The sequence below is a fragment of the Burkholderia crassaminum genome (assembly GCF_964265005.1).
Classification (GTDB): domain Bacteria; phylum Pseudomonadota; class Gammaproteobacteria; order Burkholderiales; family Burkholderiaceae; genus Burkholderia.
In genome coordinates, this window is sequence record NZ_OZ183800.1 from 315644 (window position 1) to 336152 (window position 20509).

General features: G+C 67.7%; 17 protein-coding genes. 10 read left to right on the forward strand and 7 right to left on the reverse strand.

Features of this window, described 5'->3' with window-relative positions; genetic code table 11:
* Window positions 1–14: 14 nt before the first annotated feature.
* Window positions 15–3215, forward strand: coding sequence for a multidrug efflux RND transporter permease subunit CeoB (ceoB, locus tag ACPTTF_RS18590; protein WP_423367691.1), 3201 nt, complete (start codon window positions 15–17; stop codon window positions 3213–3215).
* Between the two features lie 10 nt (window positions 3216–3225).
* On the forward strand, window positions 3226–4761 hold the full coding sequence (gene opcM / locus ACPTTF_RS18595; protein ID WP_166956475.1) for a multidrug efflux transporter outer membrane subunit OpcM: 1536 nt from the start codon (window positions 3226–3228) through the stop codon (window positions 4759–4761).
* Between the two features lie 96 nt (window positions 4762–4857).
* Here the strand turns inward: opcM and ACPTTF_RS18600 are convergent, their stop codons facing one another.
* Window positions 4858–5454, reverse strand: a complete 597-nt coding sequence (locus tag ACPTTF_RS18600) for a TetR/AcrR family transcriptional regulator (RefSeq protein WP_423367692.1) — start codon at window positions 5452–5454, stop codon at window positions 4858–4860.
* Between the two features lie 127 nt (window positions 5455–5581).
* On the opposite strand from ACPTTF_RS18600, the gene ACPTTF_RS18605 reads away from it, so the two are divergent.
* Window positions 5582–6013 carry a Tautomerase enzyme gene (locus tag ACPTTF_RS18605; protein WP_423367693.1) on the forward strand — a complete coding sequence of 144 codons (432 nt, stop codon included), beginning with the start codon at window positions 5582–5584 and terminating at the stop codon, window positions 6011–6013.
* Window positions 6014–6087: 74 nt separating this feature from the next.
* Here ACPTTF_RS18605 and ACPTTF_RS18610 read toward each other — a convergent pair whose 3' ends face one another.
* On the reverse strand, window positions 6088–6978 hold the full coding sequence (locus ACPTTF_RS18610) for a LysR family transcriptional regulator (protein ID WP_423367694.1): 891 nt from the start codon (window positions 6976–6978) through the stop codon (window positions 6088–6090).
* A 98-nt stretch (window positions 6979–7076) separates the two neighbouring features.
* Here ACPTTF_RS18610 and ACPTTF_RS18615 point away from each other — a divergent pair, with 98 nt between their 5' ends.
* Window positions 7077–7517 carry a PACE efflux transporter gene (locus ACPTTF_RS18615; protein WP_423367695.1) on the forward strand — a complete coding sequence of 147 codons (441 nt, stop codon included), beginning with the start codon at window positions 7077–7079 and terminating at the stop codon, window positions 7515–7517.
* 140 nt (window positions 7518–7657) lie between these two features.
* Here ACPTTF_RS18615 and ACPTTF_RS18620 read toward each other — a convergent pair whose 3' ends face one another.
* From ACPTTF_RS18620 to ACPTTF_RS18640, 5 genes are all read right to left on the reverse strand, one after another.
* The gene (locus ACPTTF_RS18620; RefSeq protein ID WP_423367696.1) at window positions 7658–8509 is read right to left on the reverse strand and encodes an alpha/beta fold hydrolase; all 852 of its coding nucleotides are present in this window, start codon (window positions 8507–8509) and stop codon (window positions 7658–7660) included.
* 269 nt (window positions 8510–8778) lie between these two features.
* Window positions 8779–9108, reverse strand: a complete 330-nt coding sequence (locus ACPTTF_RS18625) for a DUF3579 domain-containing protein (protein WP_423367697.1) — start codon at window positions 9106–9108, stop codon at window positions 8779–8781.
* A gap of 25 nt (window positions 9109–9133) precedes the next feature.
* Entirely contained in the window at window positions 9134–10495 is a 1362-nt protein-coding gene (locus ACPTTF_RS18630; protein ID WP_166956496.1) for a sigma-54-dependent transcriptional regulator, read from the reverse strand.
* Window positions 10485–12368 carry a sensor histidine kinase gene (locus ACPTTF_RS18635; RefSeq protein WP_423367698.1) on the reverse strand — a complete coding sequence of 628 codons (1884 nt, stop codon included), beginning with the start codon at window positions 12366–12368 and terminating at the stop codon, window positions 10485–10487. The genes ACPTTF_RS18630 and ACPTTF_RS18635 overlap by 11 nt, the downstream gene beginning before the upstream one ends.
* A 103-nt stretch (window positions 12369–12471) precedes the next feature.
* Entirely contained in the window at window positions 12472–13836 is a 1365-nt protein-coding gene (locus ACPTTF_RS18640) for a 2-hydroxycarboxylate transporter family protein (protein ID WP_166956502.1), read from the reverse strand.
* A gap of 440 nt (window positions 13837–14276) precedes the next feature.
* On the opposite strand from ACPTTF_RS18640, the gene ACPTTF_RS18645 reads away from it, so the two are divergent.
* From ACPTTF_RS18645 to ACPTTF_RS18670, 6 genes are read left to right on the forward strand one after another with little or no spacing between them, the layout of a single operon-like run.
* Window positions 14277–15107 carry a MetQ/NlpA family ABC transporter substrate-binding protein gene (locus tag ACPTTF_RS18645; protein WP_423367699.1) on the forward strand — a complete coding sequence of 277 codons (831 nt, stop codon included), beginning with the start codon at window positions 14277–14279 and terminating at the stop codon, window positions 15105–15107.
* Window positions 15108–15120: 13 nt separating this feature from the next.
* Window positions 15121–16539 carry an LLM class flavin-dependent oxidoreductase gene (locus tag ACPTTF_RS18650; protein ID WP_423367700.1) on the forward strand — a complete coding sequence of 473 codons (1419 nt, stop codon included), beginning with the start codon at window positions 15121–15123 and terminating at the stop codon, window positions 16537–16539.
* Window positions 16540–16557: 18 nt separating this feature from the next.
* Window positions 16558–17751 carry a methionine ABC transporter ATP-binding protein gene (locus ACPTTF_RS18655; protein WP_423367701.1) on the forward strand — a complete coding sequence of 398 codons (1194 nt, stop codon included), beginning with the start codon at window positions 16558–16560 and terminating at the stop codon, window positions 17749–17751.
* Window positions 17744–18400, forward strand: coding sequence for a methionine ABC transporter permease (locus ACPTTF_RS18660; protein WP_166956514.1), 657 nt, complete (start codon window positions 17744–17746; stop codon window positions 18398–18400). The genes ACPTTF_RS18655 and ACPTTF_RS18660 overlap by 8 nt, the downstream gene beginning before the upstream one ends.
* Window positions 18401–18455: 55 nt before the next feature.
* Window positions 18456–19298, forward strand: coding sequence for a hypothetical protein (locus ACPTTF_RS18665; RefSeq protein ID WP_423367702.1), 843 nt, complete (start codon window positions 18456–18458; stop codon window positions 19296–19298).
* A complete protein-coding gene (locus tag ACPTTF_RS18670) occupies window positions 19295–20506 on the forward strand; it encodes an acyl-CoA dehydrogenase family protein (RefSeq protein WP_423367703.1) in 1212 nt (403 codons plus the stop codon). The genes ACPTTF_RS18665 and ACPTTF_RS18670 overlap by 4 nt, the downstream gene beginning before the upstream one ends.
* The last annotated feature ends 3 nt before the right edge of the window (window positions 20507–20509 follow it).

Genomic DNA, 20509 nt, shown 5'->3' on the forward strand with positions numbered 1-20509 from the left:
AGACAGAGCCACACATGAACATTTCAAAATTCTTTATCGACCGGCCGATCTTCGCAGGAGTCCTATCGGTGATCATCCTGCTCGGCGGGGTGATCGCGATGTTCCTCCTGCCGATCTCGGAGTATCCGGAAGTCGTGCCGCCTTCCGTGATCGTGAAGGCGCAGTACCCGGGCGCGAACCCGAAAGTGATCGCCGAGACGGTCGCGTCGCCGCTTGAAGAGCAGATCAACGGCGTCGAGGACATGCTCTACATGCAGTCGCAGGCGAACAGCGACGGCAACATGACGATCACCGTCACGTTCAAGCTCGGCACCGATCCGGACAAGGCCACGCAGCTCGTGCAGAACCGCGTGAACCAGGCGCTGCCGCGCCTGCCGGAAGACGTGCAACGGCTCGGCATCACGACGGTGAAAAGCTCGCCGACGCTGACGATGGTGGTCCACCTGATCTCGCCGGACAACCGCTACGACATGACTTACCTGCGCAACTACGCGCTGATCAACGTGAAGGATCGCCTGTCGCGGATCCAGGGCGTCGGCCAGGTGCAGCTGTGGGGTTCGGGCGACTACGCGATGCGCGTGTGGCTCGATCCGCAGAAGGTCGCGCAGCGCGGGCTGTCGGCCGAGGACGTCGTGCAGTCGATCCGCGAGCAGAACGTGCAGGTCGCGGCCGGCGTGATCGGCGCTTCGCCGTCGCTGCCCGGCACGCCGCTGCAGCTGTCGGTGAACGCACGAGGCCGCCTGCAGACGGAAGACGAATTCGGCGACATCGTCGTGAAGACGACGCCGGACGGCGGCGTCACGCGCCTGCGCGACATCGCGCGGATCCAGCTCGACGCGTCCGAATACGGGCTGCGCTCGCTGCTCGACAACAAGCCGGCCGTCGCGATGGCGATCAACCAGTCGCCGGGCGCGAACTCGCTGCAGATCTCGGACGAAGTGCGCAAGACGATGGCCGAGCTGAAGCAGGACATGCCGGCGGGCATCGACTACAAGATCGTCTATGACCCGACGCAGTTCGTGCGCTCGTCGATCAAGGCCGTCGTGCACACGCTGCTCGAAGCGATCGCGCTGGTCGTGATCGTCGTGATCGTGTTCCTGCAGACCTGGCGCGCGTCGCTGATTCCGCTGATCGCGGTGCCGGTGTCGATCATCGGCACGTTCTCGCTGCTGCTCGCGTTCGGGTATTCGATCAACGCGTTGTCATTGTTCGGGATGGTGCTCGCGATCGGGATCGTGGTCGACGATGCGATCGTCGTCGTCGAGAACGTCGAGCGGAACATCGAGAGCGGGATGAACGCGCGGCAGGCAACCTACAAGGCGATGCAGGAAGTGAGCGGGCCGATCATCGCGATCGCGCTGACGCTCGTCGCCGTGTTCGTGCCGCTGGCATTCATGTCGGGCCTGACCGGCCAGTTCTACAAGCAGTTCGCGATGACCATCGCGATCTCGACGGTGATCTCGGCGTTCAACTCGCTGACGCTGTCGCCGGCGCTGTCCGCGATCCTGCTGAAGGGGCACGGCGAGAAGGAAGACTGGCTCACGCGCGTGATGAACCGCGTGCTCGGCGGGTTCTTCCGCGGCTTCAACAAGGTGTTCCATCGCGGCGCGGAGAACTACGGCCGAGGCGTGCGCGGCGTGCTGTCGCGCAAGACGGCGATGCTGGGCGTGTACCTCGTGCTGGTGGGCGCGACCGTGCTGGTGTCGAAGGTCGTGCCGGGCGGCTTCGTGCCCGCGCAGGACAAGGAATACCTGATCGCGTTCGCGCAACTGCCGAACGGTGCGTCGCTCGACCGTACCGAGAAGGTGATCCGCGACATGGGCTCGATCGCGCTGAAGCAGCCGGGTGTCGAGAGCGCGGTGGCGTTCCCGGGGCTGTCGGTGAATGGCTTCACGAACAGCTCGAGCGCGGGCATCGTGTTCGTCACGCTGAAGCCGTTCTCGGAACGGCATGGCAAGGCGCTGTCGGCGGGCGCGATCGCGGGTGCGCTGAACCAGCAGTACGGCGCGATGAAGGACTCGTTCGTCGCGGTGTTCCCGCCGCCGCCGGTGCTGGGCCTCGGTACGCTCGGTGGGTTCAAGATGCAGATCGAGGATCGCGGCGCGGTTGGCTACGCGCGGCTCGCGGATGCGACCAACGATTTCATCAAGCGTGCGCAGCAGGCGCCTGAACTCGGCCCGTTGTTCACGAGCTACCAGATCAACGTGCCGCAGCTCAACGTCGATCTCGACCGCGTGAAGGCGAAGCAGTTGGGCGTGCCCGTCACCGACGTGTTCAACACGATGCAGGTGTATCTCGGCTCGCTGTACGTGAACGACTTCAACCGCTTCGGGCGGGTGTACCAGGTGCGCGTGCAGGCCGACGCGCCGTTCCGCCAGCGCGCGGACGACATCCTGCAGTTGAAGACGCGCAACGACAAGGGCGAGATGGTGCCGCTGTCGTCGCTGGTCACGGTGACGCCGACGTTCGGCCCGGAAATGGTCGTGCGCTACAACGGCTACACGGCGGCCGACATCAACGGCGGCCCGGCGCCGGGCTTCTCGTCGGGGCAGGCGCAGGCCGCGATCGAGCGGATCGCGCATGAAACGCTGCCGCGCGGTGTGCGGTTCGAATGGACCGACCTCACGTATCAGCAGATTCTTGCAGGCGATTCGGCGATGTATGTGTTCCCGATCAGCGTGCTGCTCGTGTTCCTCGTGCTCGCCGCGCTGTATGAAAGCCTGACGCTGCCGCTCGCGGTGATCCTGATCGTGCCGATGAGCATCCTGTCGGCGCTCACAGGCGTGTGGCTCACGCAGGGCGACAACAACATCTTCACGCAGATCGGCTTGATGGTGCTGGTGGGGCTATCGGCGAAGAACGCGATCCTGATCGTCGAGTTCGCGCGTGAGCTCGAACACGACGGCAGGACGCCGCTCGAGGCCGCGATCGAGGCGAGCCGGCTGCGGCTGCGCCCGATTTTGATGACGTCGATCGCGTTCATCATGGGCGTGGTGCCGCTCGTCACGTCGACGGGCGCCGGTTCGGAAATGCGCCATGCGATGGGTGTCGCGGTGTTCTTCGGGATGCTCGGCGTGACGCTGTTCGGGCTGATGCTGACGCCGGTGTTCTACGTCGTGCTGCGTACGCTCGCGGGCGGCAAGATTCACGTCGCCGGCAAGGACTCGGCGGGTTATGGCGTGACGCCCCCCGGCGTACCGGCTCCGGATGCTTGAGGATAAAAAGATGGACTACATGCACAACACGAACGGCCTGATGCGCTTCGCGAAGGTGGCGGCCGCGAGCACCCTGCTCGCGACGCTGCTCGCCGCGTGCGCGGTGGGGCCCGACTACAAGCGCCCGGATGTGTCGACGCCCGCCGCGTTCAAGGAAGCGCCGACGCTCGCCGCGGGCGAACAGGCCGGCACGTGGAAGACGGCCGAGCCGTCGGACGGCGAACACCGCGGCGAATGGTGGAAGGTGTTCGGCGACCCGGTGCTCGATTCGCTCGAGACGCAGGCACTCGCCGCGAACCAGAACCTGAAGGCTGCGGCCGCGCGCGTCGAGGAAGCGCGTGCGGCGACGCGTACCGCGCGCTCGCAATGGTTCCCGCAGGTCGGTGCCGGCTTCGGGCCGACGCGCGAAGGGTTGTCGTCGGCGTCGCAGTTCCAGCCGCAGGGCACGGGCCCGACCAATGCGACGCTGTGGCGCGCGCAGGGTACGGTGTCGTACGAGGCCGACCTGTTCGGCCGTGTCGGTCGCAACGTCGAGGCGTCGCGTGCCGACCAGGCGCAGAGCGAAGCGCTGTTCCGTTCGGTGCAGCTCGCGCTGCAGGCGGATGTCGCGCAGAACTACTTCGAACTGCGCCAGCTCGATTCCGACCAGGATCTGTACCGCCGCACGGTGGAGCTGCGCGACCAGGCACTGAAGCTCGTGCAGCGCCGCTTCAACGAAGGCGATATCAGCGAACTCGACGTGTCGCGCGCGAAGAACGAGCTGGCCAGCGCGCAGGCCGATGCGGTCGGCGTCGCGCGCCGGCGTGCGGCGTCCGAGCATGCGCTCGCGATCCTGCTCGGCAAGGCGCCGGCGGATTTCGGGTTCAAGGAAACGCCGATCGTGCCGGTCGCGGTGAAGGTGCCGCCGGGCCTGCCGTCCGCGCTGCTCGAACGCCGTCCGGACGTATCGGCGGCCGAGCGTGCGATGGCGGCCGCGAACGCGCGGATCGGCCTCGCGAAGTCCGCGTACTTCCCGAAGCTCGATATCACCGGGGCGTTCGGTTATGAAGCGTCGACGCTCGGCAACCTGTTCCTGTGGTCGAGCCGTACGTTCCTGCTCGGGCCGTTCGCGGGCACTGCGCTGACGCTGCCGCTGTTCGACGGCGGACGCCGTGCGGCCGGCGTGCAGCAGGCGCGCGCGCAGTACGACGAGCAGGTCGCGAACTACCGGCAGCAGGTGCTCGTCGCGTTCCGTGAGGTCGAGGACAATCTCGCCGACCTGCGCCTGCTCGACGACCAGATCCGCGCGCAGGATGCGGCTGTCAACGCGTCGCGGCGCGCGGCGACGTTGTCGCGCACGCAGTACCAGGAAGGCGAGGTCGCCTATCTCGACGTGATCGACAGCGAGCGCTCGGTGCTGCAGTCGCAACTGCAGGCGAACCAGCTTACCGGCGCGCAGGCCGTATCGACCGTCAACCTGATCCGCGCGCTCGGCGGCGGGTGGGGTGCGGCGCCGACGGCGGTTGGCGATGCGGCGTCCGTCAAGGCGGAGGTCGCCGCGCGTTGATGCCGAGGCCCGCCAAGGGCCGTTCAGACAGAAGGCTGATCGAAGCAGAACCCCGATTCGCGGCAATGCGGATCGGGGTTTTTTATTGGCCGCGCGTTACGGCTGCTCGTCGGGCTTCACGTCCGTGCGCTCGGCGATGACCACCGCGTAGCGGCCGACCGCATCGGCGATGCGCTGCGCCAGTTCGGGATCGCGCACCGCGCGCGCGAGCGTGACGCCGCCCGACAGCAGTGCGAGGAACGCGATCGCGCGGTCGTCGTCGGGGGTGTCGCCCATCCCGGCCGACACGTCGTCGACGATCTGCCGCAGCGCCTGCTCATAGGCGTCGCGCGTCTCGTCGTCGGCGCGCATCACTTCCGGGGACAGGCTCGGCAGCGCACAGCTTTCGCCGAGTGCGCAGGTGCGCCGCGGCCCGAGGTAGAACGACACGAACGGGCGGCGCCAGCGTGCGCCGTGCTCGGCCTTGAACGTCGCGACGCCTTGCCGGAGCTGGTCGAGGCCATCAAGGACGACCTGCCGGAACGCTTCGCCCTTCGTCTTGAAATGCCCGTAGAACGCGCCGTTGGTGACGCCCGCCGCCTTCGTCAGCGGACCGATGCCGGAGCCGCCATAGCCTTCCTCGCGGAACAGGCGGCTCGCGGCCTCGAGGATTCGCGTGCGGGTTTCGTGTTTGTGCTCGACGGAATAACGCATGACAGGCTCGCTTCAGAGCGATCGCTCTTTATCGCTTGCATAGAGAGTGATCAGTGTCTAATGTATAGAGAGTGACTGATATTTATATCACGTCACGATTCCGATGACCTGACCTGGAGAAAGTGCGATGCCGATTACGCTGACAGTATCCGAAGGGGTTTTCACGCAGGACGACGAAGGGCCGGTGTTTGCCGAGTTGACCGATGCGCTGCTGGACGTCGAAGGGTTGACCGGGAACGGCTTCCTGGCGCCGAACGTGGTGGGCACGCTCAACGTGCTGCCGCGCAACCGGACCTTCGTGCACGGCCGCGCGGAGCCCGCCGCGTTCGTCGAGCTGAAGCTGCCTGCCGTGGCGCTCGCGGCGCCCGACAAGCAGCGGCAATTCGTCGAACGGGCGACCGAGATCGTGCTGCATCGGGCGGGCGGGCGGCTGACGCCCGCGCAAGTGTGGGTGAACGTCGTGCATGCCGTCGATGGCGGATGGGGCATTGCCGGGCGACGGTACGACAACGCTTCGCTCGTCGATTCGATCCAGAGTGCGGCGGCTGCCTCGCGCTGACTGCGACTAGCTGCAACTAACGGTCAAGCCCTCGGGCGTTGACCGACGGTGCGGCGGTACCGCCGCCGCACCGGTTACCTGCAGTCGCATGCAGTTCGCAGTGCGCGAATCAGTTCGCTCGCCGCTTTGCCGAGCCCCGTATGCTTCGGCCGCCGCAGGTACACGGGCAGTGGTAACCCGTTGCGGATGTTCTCGAACACGAGCGGCGCGAGTTCGCCGTTGGCGACGTACCCGCCGATCACCGATGCAGGCAGGTTCGCCCAACCGTGACCGGCCTTCACGAGCGCGATCGCGGTCGCCATGTCGGTCACTTTCCACGTGCGGTTGCCGATCAACGGCCGCACGTCGGTCAACGGCCGCTCCGGATCGGCGATCACGATCTGCCGGAAGCCCGACAGCCGCTCGATCGCTTCCGGATGCGCGCCTTCGGCGATCAGCGGATGGGCCGGCGCGGCGACGGCAATGAGCGTCTCGGTCCACAGCGCGTGGATCTGTTCCTGCGGATGGAGGTCGAGCCCGCAGTACGCCACACAGAGATCGACGGCGGCGCGATGCAGCGCGTCGACGATCGCGTCCTGCGGCGCCGTGACGACACTGACCGCGAGCGCCGGATACTTCGCGGCGACTGCCGCCAGCGCGCGGGCGACGGGCGCGCTGTCGATTTCGGCCGCGACGCCGAGCCGCAGCGTGTCTTCGACACCTTCCGACAAGTGCTGCGCGTGTGCGCGCAGCACCTGCAATTGCTCGGCGATCGAGCGCGCGTCGGGCAGCAGCGCGGCCATCGCGGCGGTCGGTGTCGGTTCGCGCGTGCCGCGGTCGAACAGTACGAGGTCGAGTTCGGCCTCGAGGTTCGCGATCGCCATGCTGACCGCCGACGGTGTGCGGCCGAGCGCACGCGCGGCTGCGGAAAACGAGCCTTTGTCGATGACGGTCAGCAGCATGTCGATGTGGTCGCTGGTCAGCATCGGCGGCCTCCTGTCAGAAAAATTGAAAGGACCTGACTTTGGCGGACGCAGGCCCGCTGATAGTCTCGCCACCTTGTTCGAGATGAAGGTGGATGGTCATGCAAGGGTGGAAGAGACGCGTAGTTTACGTCGTGATGTTCGAGGTGCTCGGCATTCTGGTCGCATCGTCGGTGCTCGGCATGCTGAGCGGCGCGAGCGCGGCGACGAGCGGCCTGCTGGGCGTGATGATCTCGACGACGGGCGTCACCGTCAATTTCCTGTACAACCTCGCGTTCGAGGCGTGGGAGCGGCGCAGCGCGGCGATGACGCGCACGGTCGGTCGCCGCGTGCTGCATGCGATCGGCTTCCAGGTCGCGCTCGTGACGTTCCTGATCCCGTTGATCGCGTGGTGGCTCGACGTGTCGCTGCTGCAGGCGTTCCTGTACGACGCGGTGCTGATCGTGTTCTTCCCGATCTTCACGTTCACGTACAACTGGGCCTTCGACAGCGTGTTCGGGCTGCCGGATGCGGTCACGCGCAAGGTCGAACCGGCGGCTTGATGCGGCGCGCAGCGTGCGTGACGAAACGGATGCGCCGACGACACACGCCGGCCGATGGAGAAGCGATGCGGGCAGTGCCCGCATCGTCTTGGGAGAGGCTTGCAGCAAGGCGGCTCTGAAGCCGCCTCATGCGACGGTACTTACGCGGCGACGAACTCGTGCACGAAGCGGTTGAACACGGCGGGGCTCGCCGCATTCATTCCGTGCGACGCACCGGCAACGGTCTGTCGTTGCGCATTGCCGATCCATTGCGACAGCGTGTCGACGTTGTTGCGGAACATCTTCGGGCTGCGCTGGCCGTCGATCAGCAGCGTGCGGCATGCGATATCGCCGGCCGTTTGCTGCGAATATGCGGGCAGCGGGTCGCGCAGCTGCTTCGGCAGCGTGCTCGCGTTGTCGATCGCCATCGTGCGGAAGCGCGACGTGCTTTTCTTCCACGCGCCGGGCAGGCTCACGGAATCGACGAACATCTCGAGGCCCGATTCGACGTCGCCTTGCCCGATCAGGTTCACGGCCTTCGTGCGCAGCGCAAGTGCGGCGGCCGGCAGCGCGGCTTCGCGCACGCCCGGCTGTTGCAGCGGGCCGCCGGGATCGGCGAGCGTCAGCGACTCGACGAGGTGCGGATGCTGGCGCGCGACGTTGAACGCGACGCTGCCGCCGCGCGAATGGCCGACCAGATGCACGGGGCCGAGATCGAGCGCGTCGATGAATTCGGCGAGTTCGTCGACGTGGTTCTGCCAGCTGAATTCGTCCTGGATGCCCGCTTCGACGGCCGGCCAGTAGTGGCTGAGGCTCGGCGCGATGCAGCGGTAGTGGGCCGACAGCGCGGCGAGTTGCGGATCCCAGTAGCGGTAGTCGCACAGCGAGCCGTGCACGAACACCATCGGCGCACCGCTGCCCCGCTCGACATACGGCAGGCTGATGCCTGACGAAAGCGTCGCAAATTGCAGGTCGGGGTTCGCGAGCACGGACGGCTCGATTCGCATGTTCATGACTGAAAGACTCAAAGGTGCGTCAACACGACGCAACTATGCATCACGGCGACCTGCAAGGAAAACGCATAATTTTCATCGTGACGATCAATTTTATTGATGGCTCGGCCGCAAACCCTTGTCGGAGGGGGATGGGTGTCGATGCTTTCAATCGTCTAACGATTGGTCGTGAAGCCGGACACGCCTGGAAAGGGCGTGTGGCGGCCTGCGCATCTGCGCATCGCAACCGGGAAAAGGGAAGGGCGCGAGCCGCGAAAGCGGCCCGCGTTTCAGCGCACCGTCAACGCAGGCGCAGTCTGAAGTTCGACGGGGAGGTCGTTGTCGGTCGCAAACTGCATCGCGAAGTCGAATGCGTCCGCGCAGACGGTGCGCAATTCGTCCGACACGAACAGGCATTTGACGTTGCCGTCGACGACGGGCATCGCGAGCCGCGACAGCGCGCACGGATAGCCGGGCCGCCGCTCGCCGACGAACAACGTGATGACGCCCGCGAGGCGCTCGGGCCAGTCGCTCGGCCGGAAGGTTTTCTGCGCGCGCGTGACGCCGCGGATCAGATGGCCGGTGACGCGGCCGTGTTCGGTGACTTCGATGCGATCCATGCTGTTCTGCGTATCCTCGTTCGCGTCATTCGCCGCCATCGGCCGCCGCGTCGCCGCGCGCGGGAATCCGCAGGTTGCGCAGCTTGTGATAGAGCGTTTTCTTTGGCATGCCGAGCGCAACGCTGGCATCCGCGACGTTGCCGTTGTGCCGCTGCAGCATGTCCTCGATCAGCATCCGCTCGAAATACGCGAGCTGTTCCGCGAGCGTGCCGCCCACGGCCGGCGCCTCACCGGACGACAGCAGGCTGTCGCCGGTCAGCCCGAGCACGAAGCGGTCGGCCACGTTCTGCAGCTCGCGCACGTTGCCGGGCCACGCATGCGTCATCAGTTCGGACACCTGCGCAGCCGTGACGACCGGCGCCGGCTGCCCGAAGCGCCGCGCAGCCGCGAGCACGAAATGCTCGAACAGCAGCGGCACGTCTTCGCGCCGCTCGCGCAGCGGCGGCAGTTCGATCTGCGCGACGTTGAGGCGATACAAAAGATCCGCGCGAAAGCGGCCGTCGGCCGCGAGCTCGGCAAGGTCGGCCTTCGACGCGGCGACCACGCGGCAGTCGACCGGAATCAGCTCGTTCGCGCCGAGCCGCTCGACCACGCGCTCCTGCAGCACGCGCAGCATCTTGACCTGCAGCGGAACCGGCATCGTCTCGATCTCGTCGAGGAACAGCGTGCCGCCGTCCGCCCATTCGATCTTGCCGATGCGTTTCTTGATCGCGCCGGTGAACGCGCCGGCCTCGTGGCCGAACAGCTCGCTTTCGAAGACCTGTTCGGGCAGGCCGCCACAGTTCAGCGCGACGAAATGCGCGTCGCGCCGGCCGCCGAAGTCGTGCAGGCTGCGCGCGATCAGTTCCTTGCCGGTGCCCGTTTCGCCGGTGATCAGCACCGACACCGACGTACCGGCGAGGCGCAGGATTTTCTTGCGCACGTCGGCCATCGCGGGCGACTTGCCGAGCACGAACGCCTCGATGCCCTGCCAGTTGTTCAGCGCCGCGCGCAGGCCCTGCACCTCGAGCGTCAGGCGGCGCTTCTCGACCGCGCGCGCGACGCGCCCTGCGATCACGTCCGACGAGAACGGCTTCTCGATGAAGTCGTACGCGCCGACCTGCATCGCGCCGACGGCTGTCGAGATATCGGCATGGCCGCTGATCAGCACGACCGGGATCTGCGCGTCGATGGCCATCACGCGATCGAGCAGCTGCAGCCCGTCGATGCCCGGCATCCGCACGTCCGACACGATCACGACCGGCGCGCCGGGCGCGACGTGATGAAGCGCGTCGGCGGCCGACGCGAATGCATCGACCGCGAAGCCGGCAAGCGCCACCGCCTGCTCGACGCCGATCCGGACGTTTTCATCGTCCTCGACGACCAGCACCCGAATCTCATCTTCCATGCTCTGTCCTTTGCAGCGTGGCCGCCGCGAATTCGATACTGAACTGCGCGCCGCCTTCGTCGCGGTTCGTCGCGGCGATCTTCGCGCCGAACGCCTCGACGATGCGCGATGTGATCGCGAGCCCGAGCCCGAGGCCCTGGCCGCGCGGCTTGGTCGTGACGAACGGCTCGAACAGGTGCGGCAGCACCTCGGGCGCGATGCCCGCGCCGCTGTCGGCGACCGTGAAGCGCACGCGGCCGGCTTCGTCCGGCCCGGTGGCCTCGATGACGATGCGGCGCACGGGCGCATCGTGCACCGCGTCGAGCGCGTTGCCGAGCAGGTTCACGATCACCTGCTGCAACTGGCTCGACTCGGCCGATACGGCGGTGCCGGGCGCGATGTTCACGTCGAGCCGCACGCCTTCGTCGCGAATCCGCGCATCGTAGATGAGCCGCGCATGCGCGACGGCCTCGTTCAGCGAGACCGCGACGCGCTCGACGTCCGGCTTGCGCGCGAAGGTCTTCAGCTCGCCGGTGAGCACGGCCATGCTGTCGACGAGCTTGCCGATCCGTTCGAGATTGGCGAGCGCCGGCGCCGGCTGGCCGCGCTCGAAGAAGGTGCGCGCGTTGTCGCACAGCGTGCGGATCGCGACGAGCGGCTGGTTCAGCTCGTGCGTCAGGCCGGCGGCCATCTGCCCGAGCACCGCGAGCTTGCCCGCGTGCACGACTTCCTGCTGCGATGCACGCAGCCGCTGCTCGGTGCGCTCGCGCTCGACGATCTCGCGCTGCATCTGTTCGTTCGCGGCCGTCAGCGCGGCCGTACGCTGCGCGACGGTCAGCTCGAGCCGGTCGTTCGCGCGCCGCAGCGCGTCCTGCGCGTTCAGCCGCGCGACGATCGCGCGGCGGCGCTGGATCGCGTAGCCGGCCAGCAGCGCGGCGATCAGGAACGCGCCGGTGACGAACACGAAGGCCGTCTGCTGCTGGCGCCGCGCACCCGCGATGTCGAGCAGCACCATCAGCGAATCGCCGGTCTGCGGCGCGGGGCGCGACATCACGAGATAGCGTGTGGTGCGGCCGGTGTGCCGGGGATCGGGGAAGGTGCCGAACCACGAGGCCGCGCTGCGGTCGCCGATGCGGCGGTACGGCAGCGCGTCGACGGTGCGGCCCGCGTATTGTCGCGACGCCTGGATGTCGCGCTGCTGCTGCGCGGTGATCGGGCGCAGCGCGGTGAATTTCCACGCGGGTTCGGTCGAGATCACGACCACGCCGTTGCCGTCGACGACCATCGCGGCGACGCCCGGCGCGCGCCATGCGGATTCCAGCGGATCGACGCTGATCTTCACGGCGGCCACGCCGATCGGCACGCCGTCGTCGCGCACCGCGCTGGCGAAGTAGACGCCCGGCACGCCGGTGTTGGTGCCGATGCCGAAGAAGCGGCCGCTGCCGCGCGCGAGCGCGTCCTTGAAATACGGCCGGTACGACACGTTAGTGCCGACGAAGCTGAGCGTCTCGTTCCAGTTGCTGGCGGCGATCACGTCGCCTTGCAGGTCGATCACGTCGACCGCGCCGCTGCCCGCGTCGCGGTTCACGGCTTCGAGGTACGTGTTGACCGTGTGCACGAGTTCGGGGGCATCGTGCGGCGCGGCTTTCAGCATCGTGCGCACGCCGTCCTGCCGCGCGACCAGGCCGGGCAGGATCTCGAAGCGGCCGAGTTCGCTCTTCAGGCTCGACGCATACAGGTCGAGCCGGTGCGCGCCGGCTTCCTCGAGCGCGTCGATCGCGCGTTCCCACGCGAAATCAACGGCCGCGGCTGCCACGCACACATACAGCACGCCGGCCGATGCCCAGCCCCACCACGGGATTCCCTTGAAGCTCTTCTGCACGTTCGCCCTCATCGAAGCCCGCAACCGGCCGCCCCGAACGACGCGCGCCGCGCGCCGGCAAGGCCGGCGGCGGCGCGTGCGAAGCGGCCGGCGCGACGGTGCGCGCGGCGGCGCGTCATCCGAAGTGTGCGATCAGGATCAGCGTGACCGTGACGACGATCGCACCGCCGATGCGGGTCGCGATCTGCGCGAACGGCATCAGCTGCATCCGGTTCGCGGCAGTCAGGATCGCGACGTCGCCGGTGCCGCCTTGCCCGCTGTGGCAGGCGTTCACGATTGCGGTGTCGATAGGGTACATCTTCATCAGGCGGCCGACCACGAAACCGGTGCCCATCAGCGTCGCGACGGTCGACACGATCGTGACGACGTTGACGATCGTGAACGCGGCGGTCAGCTTGTCCCACGGCGTCATCGCGACACCGATCGCGAACAGCAGCGGATACGTGACGGCGGTCGAGAAGAACTTGTAGACGACGAACGCGCCTTCCTGCAGCGGCGGCGACACCGCGCGCGCGAGCTTCACGAGCACCGCGAGGAACAGCATCGCGACCGGCGCGGGCAGGCCGAACAGCTTGAACGCCATCAGGCCGACGAGGTACAGCGTGATCGCCGTGATGCCGGCGCCCGCGATGTGCGTGACGTCGACGTGGCCGCGGATCTCTTCGCTTTCCGGCGTCATGTCACCCGATTCGCCGACCTGCAGGCGGCCGTTGCCGGTCAGGTGCGGCATGCGCTTGCCGAGCATGTCGAGCGCGCCCGACAGGATGATCGCGGTCAGGCTGCCGAGCATCACCGGCGGCAGCACCATCGCGAACATCTCGCCTTGCGGCAGGTGCATCAGTTCCGAATAGCCGATCGACAGCGGAATCGCGCCTTCGCCGACGCCGCCCGCCATGATCGGCACGACGATGTACAGCAGCGTGTGGCGCGCGCCGAGGCCGAGCGCGGTGCCCACCGCCGTGCCGACGATCGCGGCCGCGACCGAACCGGCGGCCAGCGGGATGAAGATCTTCAGGAAGCCCTGGATCAGGACGCGGCGGTCCATGCTCAGGATGCTGCCGACGATGATCGACGCGATGAACAGGTACAGGAAGTTGGTCGACTTCGTGAATTCGACCGTCAGGTTCAGCACCGGCTTGGGCAGCAGGTGGTAGTACGTGAGCGCCGACGGCACGAAGGTCGCGAAGATCGCGGCCGCGCCGATGTTGCGCAACAGCGGCAGGCGCTTGCCGAGTTCCGCGCACGTGAAGCCGAAGAACGCGAGCACGGCGATCGCCATCGAGATCTCGCCGGGCACCTTGCCCGTCACCGCGAAACCGACGATCAGCGCGAGCAGGATGAAGTAGACGGGCAGCGGAATGATGCCGATGCGGATTTCCATCAGTTTCCACCAGCCTTCCGGCCAGAAGCGCTCGCGCGGGGTGGCGACGGCGTCGGAAGCCGGCTCCGGATGGGACGGGGTATGGATAGAGGTCTGCAAGACGTGTCTCCTGATGTTGGAATGCCTGCATGGCTTCGCGGCATCGTGTGCCGTCTATTACGCAACCCTCGTGCCAGGAATCCGGCCTGTCGGAGATTTTTTAATGCATTGATTTATAAGGCGTTTGTTTCGTCTGTGGAATGTGTGGCCCGACCGGCTGGCCGAGATTTCGGAATTCTCCCGGCGCCCAGGCCGAGATTTCGGCCACGCGGCCACGCGGGATTCGGGCGCCCGGTCAGGCCCCCGATCCGGCATGGCCGCCCGCCATATCGCCGCGCGCGATTTTCTTCGCACAATCGCTTCGTAGACCGTCCCCGCGCCGCTCTCTATCATCGGCTGATCCTTTTCCGACGTGATGCCCCCTGTCCGGAGAACGCCCGCGCGTTCGCCGCGGCGTCGCGCATCAGTCGATACCGTCTTTGGACAGGAGAGTGGTTTCCATGCTGCATGCCGTTTTTTCCGCCCGCTTTTCCGCCGGCCGCATCACGCGCCTGCTGGCCGCCGCGCTGCTTGGCGTCGCGCTGCTCAATGGTGCGCAGGCCGACACCGCGCCGCTGAAGGTCGGCATTTCGACCAGCCCGCAGATCGAGGCGCTGAAGGTTGCCGCCAAGGAGGCGAAGGCGCAGGGGCTCGACGTGCGGATCATCGAATTCACCGACTGGAATACGCCGAACGCGGCGCTCGCGAACAAGGACATCGACGTCAACTACTTCCAGCACATCCCCTTCCTCGAGAACGCGAACAAGCAGGGCGGCTACAACTTCGTGTCGATCGCGCCCGGCACGATCATGAAGATCGGCCTCTATTCGAAGAAGGTGAAGAACTTCAGCGAGCTGAAGGACGGCGCGAAGGTCGCGATCGCGAACGATCCGGTGAACGGCGGGCGCGGGCTGCTTCTGCTGCAGCGCGCGGGGCTCATCACGCTGAAGCCGGGCGCCGACTACCGCGCGACGACACACGACATCGTGTCGAATCCGAAGCACCTGAAGATCATCCCGCTCGAGGCGTCGCAACTCGCGCGTTCGCTCGACGACGTCGATCTCGCGCAGGGCTACCCGAGCTTCATCAAGCTCGCCGGCACGACCGACCCGAACAGCGCGCTGCTGTTCGACGGCACCGAGAACAAGATCTTCGCGATCCAGTGGGTCGTGCGGCCGGACAGCGTGAACGATCCGCGCATCCGCAAGTTCATCGCGATCTACCAGCAGTCGCCGGCCGTGCGCCGTGCGCTCGACAACGCGTTCGGCTCGCTGTACGCGATCGCGTGGTGATCGAGGCGGGCATATGACGACGGCGAACCGCAAGAAGATCCTGCTCAACGCGTTCAACATGAACTGCGTCGGGCACATCAACCACGGGCTGTGGACGCATCCGCGCGACCGCTCCGCGCACTACACCGATCTCGACTACTGGGCCGACCTCGCGAAAACGCTCGAACGCGGCAAGTTCGACGGGATCTTCCTTGCGGACATCGTCGGCGTGTACGACGTGTTCGGCGGCGGCCCCGATGCCGCGCTGCGCGAATCGGTACAGGTGCCCGTCAACGATCCGCTGCTGCTCGTGCCGGCGATGGCGCAGGTCACGAAGCATCTCGGCTTCGGCGTGACCGCGAACCTGACCTACGAACCGCCTTACCTGTTTGCACGCCGCATGTCGACGCTCGATCACCTGACGAAAGGGCGCGTGGGCTGGAACATCGTCACCGGCTATCTCGACAGCGCCGCGCGCGGCATGGGCCTCGCGCAGCAGATCGGCCATGACGACCGCTACGCGCGCGCGGACGACTACATGGACGTCGTCTACAAGCTGTGGGAGCAGAGCTGGGACGACGACGCGGTGATCCGCGATGCGCAGGCGCGCGTGTTCGCGCAGCCGGGCAAGGTGCGGCGCGTGAAGCACGACGGGCCGTTCTATTCGATCGATGCGATCCACCTGAGCGAGCCGTCGCTGCAGCGCACGCCGGTGCTATACCAGGCCGGTGCGTCCGCGCGCGGCGTCGAGTTTGCGGGCCGTCATGCCGAATGCGTGTTCGTGAATGGCCAAAGCAAGGCCGCCGCGCGTGCGGCGGCGCTCGACATCCGTGCGGCTGCCGCGCGGCAGGGGCGCGACCCGGCATCGATCAGGATCTTCGCGGGCGTGAGCGTGGTGACGGCGGAGACCGAGCTGCTCGCACGAGAGAAGTTCGACGAATACCGGCGCTATGCGAGCCCCGAAGCCGGCCTTGCGCATTTCGCGAGCTCGACCGGCATCGACTTCGCGAAGTACGGCCTCGACGAGCCGATCTCGTACGTAAAGACCGACTCGATCCAGTCGGCCGTCGACGCGATCTCGCGCAAGAGCACGGCCGGCACGTGGACGGTACGGCGGATGCTCGAACAGATGTCGCTCGGCGGGCGCTATGCGCCGATCGTCGGCTCGCCGTCGCAGGTCGCGGACGAACTGCAGTCGTGGATCGACGAGACCGGCATCGACGGTTTCAACCTGACGCGCACCGTGATGCCGGAGTCGTTCGAGGATTTCGTCGACTGGGTCGTGCCCGAGCTGCAGAACCGCGGCGTCTACAAGGAAGACTACGATCCCGCGCCGACGCTGCGCGAGAAGCTGTTCGGCGCGGGCCCGCGCCTGCCCGCGTGGCACACGGGCGCGCAGCACCGGCCGGCCGCCGCGCCGGCAACGGAACCCGCGCATCCCGCGCATGCCTGAACGTGACGGAGCGAAGCGATGACGCAATTGTTCGATACGCTGGGTTTTATCGACGCATCGGCCGCGCGTGCCGGTGCCGGTGCCGCTGCCGCGGCGCATGACGCAGCGGCCGTGTCGGCCGAATCGGCCGGCGGCGCCGCCGTGTCGCTGGAGCAGGTCGGCAAGGTGTTCGCGACGCCGCGCGGCCAGGCCGCTGCGCTGCGCGACGTGACGCTCGACGTGCGGCGCGGCGAGGTATTCGGGATCATCGGCCGCAGCGGCGCCGGGAAGTCGACGTTGCTGCGGCTCGTGAACGGGCTCGAACGGCCGAGCTCGGGCCGCGTGCGCGTGCAGGGCGTCGACGTCGGCGCGCTCGACGAGGACGGGCTCGTCGCGCTGCGGCGTCGCACCGGCATGGTGTTCCAGCATTTCAACCTGCTGTCCGCGAAGACGGTGTTCGAGAACGTCGCGCTGCCGCTGAAGATCGCCGGCGTGCCGAAGGCCGAGCGCGTGCGCAAGGTCGAGGCGCTGCTCGAACTCGTCGGGCTGGCCGCGAAACGCGACGCGTATCCGGCCAGCCTGTCGGGCGGGCAGAAGCAGCGCGTCGGCATTGCCCGTGCGCTCGTGCACGATCCCGAGGTGCTGCTGTGCGACGAGGCGACCTCGGCGCTCGATCCCGAGACGACCCAGTCGATCCTCGCGCTGCTCGCCGACATCAACCGTCGCCTCGGGCTGACGATCGTGCTGATCACGCACGAGATGGAAGTGATCCGCGCGGTGTGCGATACGGTCGCGGTGATCGAACAGGGCGAAGTCGTCGAAACGGGCCCCGTGTGGCGCGTGTTCGGCGATCCGCGCCACGGCGCGACGCGCGCGCTGCTCAGCACGCTCGTGCACGACCTGCCGGCCGAACTGGCCGCGCGCGTGCAGCCGTTGCCCGAGCAGGCCGCGTTGCCTGAAGGCGCGCAGGTCGTGCTCGACGTCCGCTATACGGGCGAGAGCGGCGGCGAGCCGGATGTCGGCGCGCTCGCGGCGGCGCTCGGCGGCTCCGTGCGGTTCCTGCACGGCGGGATCGAGCGCATCCAGGGGCATGCGCAAGGGCGGCTCGTGATCGCGGCAGCACCGCGCGTGGATGATGCTGACCAATCGCTGGCCCGCGGCGGCGCGGTGGCCGCACTGCTCGAACGCGCGCGCCGCCACGCGAATCACGCGGAGGTGCTCGGCTATGTTTGATCTCTGGTGGCCCGAACTGCTCGACGCGATTCGCGACACGCTGTCGATGGTCGCCGCGTCGGCCGCGATCGCGGCGCTGATCGGCATCCCGCTCGCGGTGATCCTCGTGACGACCGCACCCGGCGGCATCTACGCGCGGCGCGGCGTGAACGCGGTGCTCGGCGCGCTCGTCAACGTGTTCCGCTCGACGCCGTTCATCATCCTGCTCGTCGCGCTGCTGCCGTTCACGCGCGTGCTGATCGGCACGACGATCGGCGTATGGGCGGCCGTCGTGCCGCTGTCGATCGCAGCGATTCCGTTCTTCGCGCGCATCGCCGAGGTGAGCCTGCGTGAAGTCGATCGCGGGCTGATCGAGGCCGCGCTCGCGATGGGCGCGAAGCGCCGCCACATCGTCTGGCACGTGCTGCTGCCCGAAGCGCTGCCCGGCATGCTCGGCGGCTTCACCATTACCGTCGTCGCGCTGATCGGCTCGACCGCGATGGCGGGCGCCGTCGGCGCGGGCGGGCTCGGCGATCTCGCGATCCGCTACGGCTATCAGCGTTTCGACACGACCGTCATGGTGACCGTGATCGTGATCCTGATCGCACTCGTTTCGGCCGTGCAAATCACGGGCGACCGTCTGGTCCGACGCGTGACCCGGCGTACCTGAGCGACGCCACAAGCGTCCGCTCGCCTTATCAACGATCCTGAGAGACCGATACATCATGACTTTGCCCATCGGCGCGCCGCGCGAATGGACCGGACAATTCGAGGAAGCGCTGTTTCTCGACGTGGCGCGACGCCATCGTCCGGGCTTCCCGGCCAAGCTGGCCACGCCGCCGCGCGAGCCGCGCAATGACGACGAGCTGGCCGCCGTCGCCGACTACTACACGAAGATGGCGTCGCACGACCTGTTCATCGTGCAGGTCGTCGCGAAGGCGATCGACACGCTGTTCCGCGACGATCCGCATTTCCAGCTGATCCTGTCGCGCCAGCTCGGCGACGACGGCGCACACGCGGTGATCGGCCGCGAGCGCGTGACCGAACTGACGGGGCGCGATCCGCTGCCGGAAGTCGACCGGCTCGTCGCCGCGCACTGGGCGCGCATCGGCGACATCGCGGTACGCGACGTCGCGGGCTTTCTCGCGTTCGAGTGGCATTACGAGCTGCACATCCTCGCGAAGCTGTGGATCCAGCGCAAGACCGGCCGTATCGGCGACAGCGCGATGCGCGAGCATGGCGAGAACCGGATCCGGCCGGACGAGGAGTGGCATCGCGTGCAGATCGTCCAGTGGTGGTTCGACACGTTGAAGGCGCTGCCGGCGGCCGAGCGCGACGCGCTGATCGATCGCGTGATCGCGGCCGACGAGGAAATGCAGGCGCGGCTCGACGGTTACCTGCACGACGAGTACGCGCACACCGCGCACGTGTTCGGCGCGGATATCGCCGACTACCGCGCGATCTACGACGACTGGCGGCGCGAGATCCTGGCGCGGCTGACCGGCCGCCGGCTCGACGCGCTCGTGCCGCTGTCGGGTGAAGCAGTCGAACAGGAAGCCCTCGCATGAACGATCCACGCGGCCCGGCAACATTCGCGCCGGATTCCCGTGCACGCGCGTTCGACCGCGATGCGCTGGCGCGCGCGATCGACGCGCTGCGCACGACCGCCGCCGCCCGCGACCGCGCGGGCGGTCATGCGGCGCAGGAGAAACAGTGGCTCGCCGACGCGGGCCTGCTGACGCTTGCGGTGCCGCGTGCATTCGGCGGGCAGGACGCCGCGTGGCCCGAGATCTACGATGCGATCCGGCGGATCGCGCGTGTCGACAGTGCGCTCGCGCATCTCGTCGGGTTCCAGTGCCTGCAGGTGGTGAGCGTCGACGTGTGGGGCAGCGCCGCGCAGCGCGAACGCTATCTGCGCGGCACGGTCGAGCACGGCTGGTGGTGGGGCAATGCGGTCAATCCGCTCGACACGCGGCTCGTGGCCACGGCGACGCCCGACGGCGGCTACCGGCTCGACGGCGTGAAGGGCTTCTGTTCCGGCACGCGCGGCTCGCAGCGCATGACGGTGTCCGCGCACGATCCGGACACCGGCCGCACCGTGTTCGGCGTGGTGCCGACCGATCGCGCGGGGATCACGGTCAACGAAGACTGGGATCCGATCGGCCAGCGCCAGACCGACAGCGGCAGCGTACGCTTCGACGGCGTGACGCTCGCGCCGGACGAGGTGCTGCACCGCTCCGAAGCGCCGCCGACACCGCGCGCGACGCTGCGCACGCTCGTGTCGCAGCTCGTGCTGACGAACCTGTTCGTCGGGCTCGCGGAAGGCGCGCTGGCGGAAGCGCGCGACTACGTGCTGAAGCATGGTCGCCCATGGATACAGTCGGATGTCGCACAGGCGGGCGACGATCCGTACACGCTGCAGCGCTTCGGCGACATGCGCGTGCGGGCGCTCGCCGCGGCGGCGCTCGCCGATCGCGCGGCGGCCGCATTGCAGCACGCGTGGGCGCGGCAGGAGGCGCTGACGGCGGACGAGCGCGCCGAGGCGGCGCTCGCGGTATCGGAGGCGAAGATCGTCGCGCAGCGCGCGGCGCTCGACAACGGCGAGGCACTGTTCGATGCATGCGGCGCGCGTGCGACGGCCGCGTCGCTCGGGCTCGACCGCTTCTGGCGGAACGCGCGCACGCATACGCTGCACGATCCGCTCGATTACCGGCTGCGCGATGTGGGCCGGTTCGCGTTGGCGGGCGAACTGCCGCCGGCGTCGCTCTATACGTAAGCG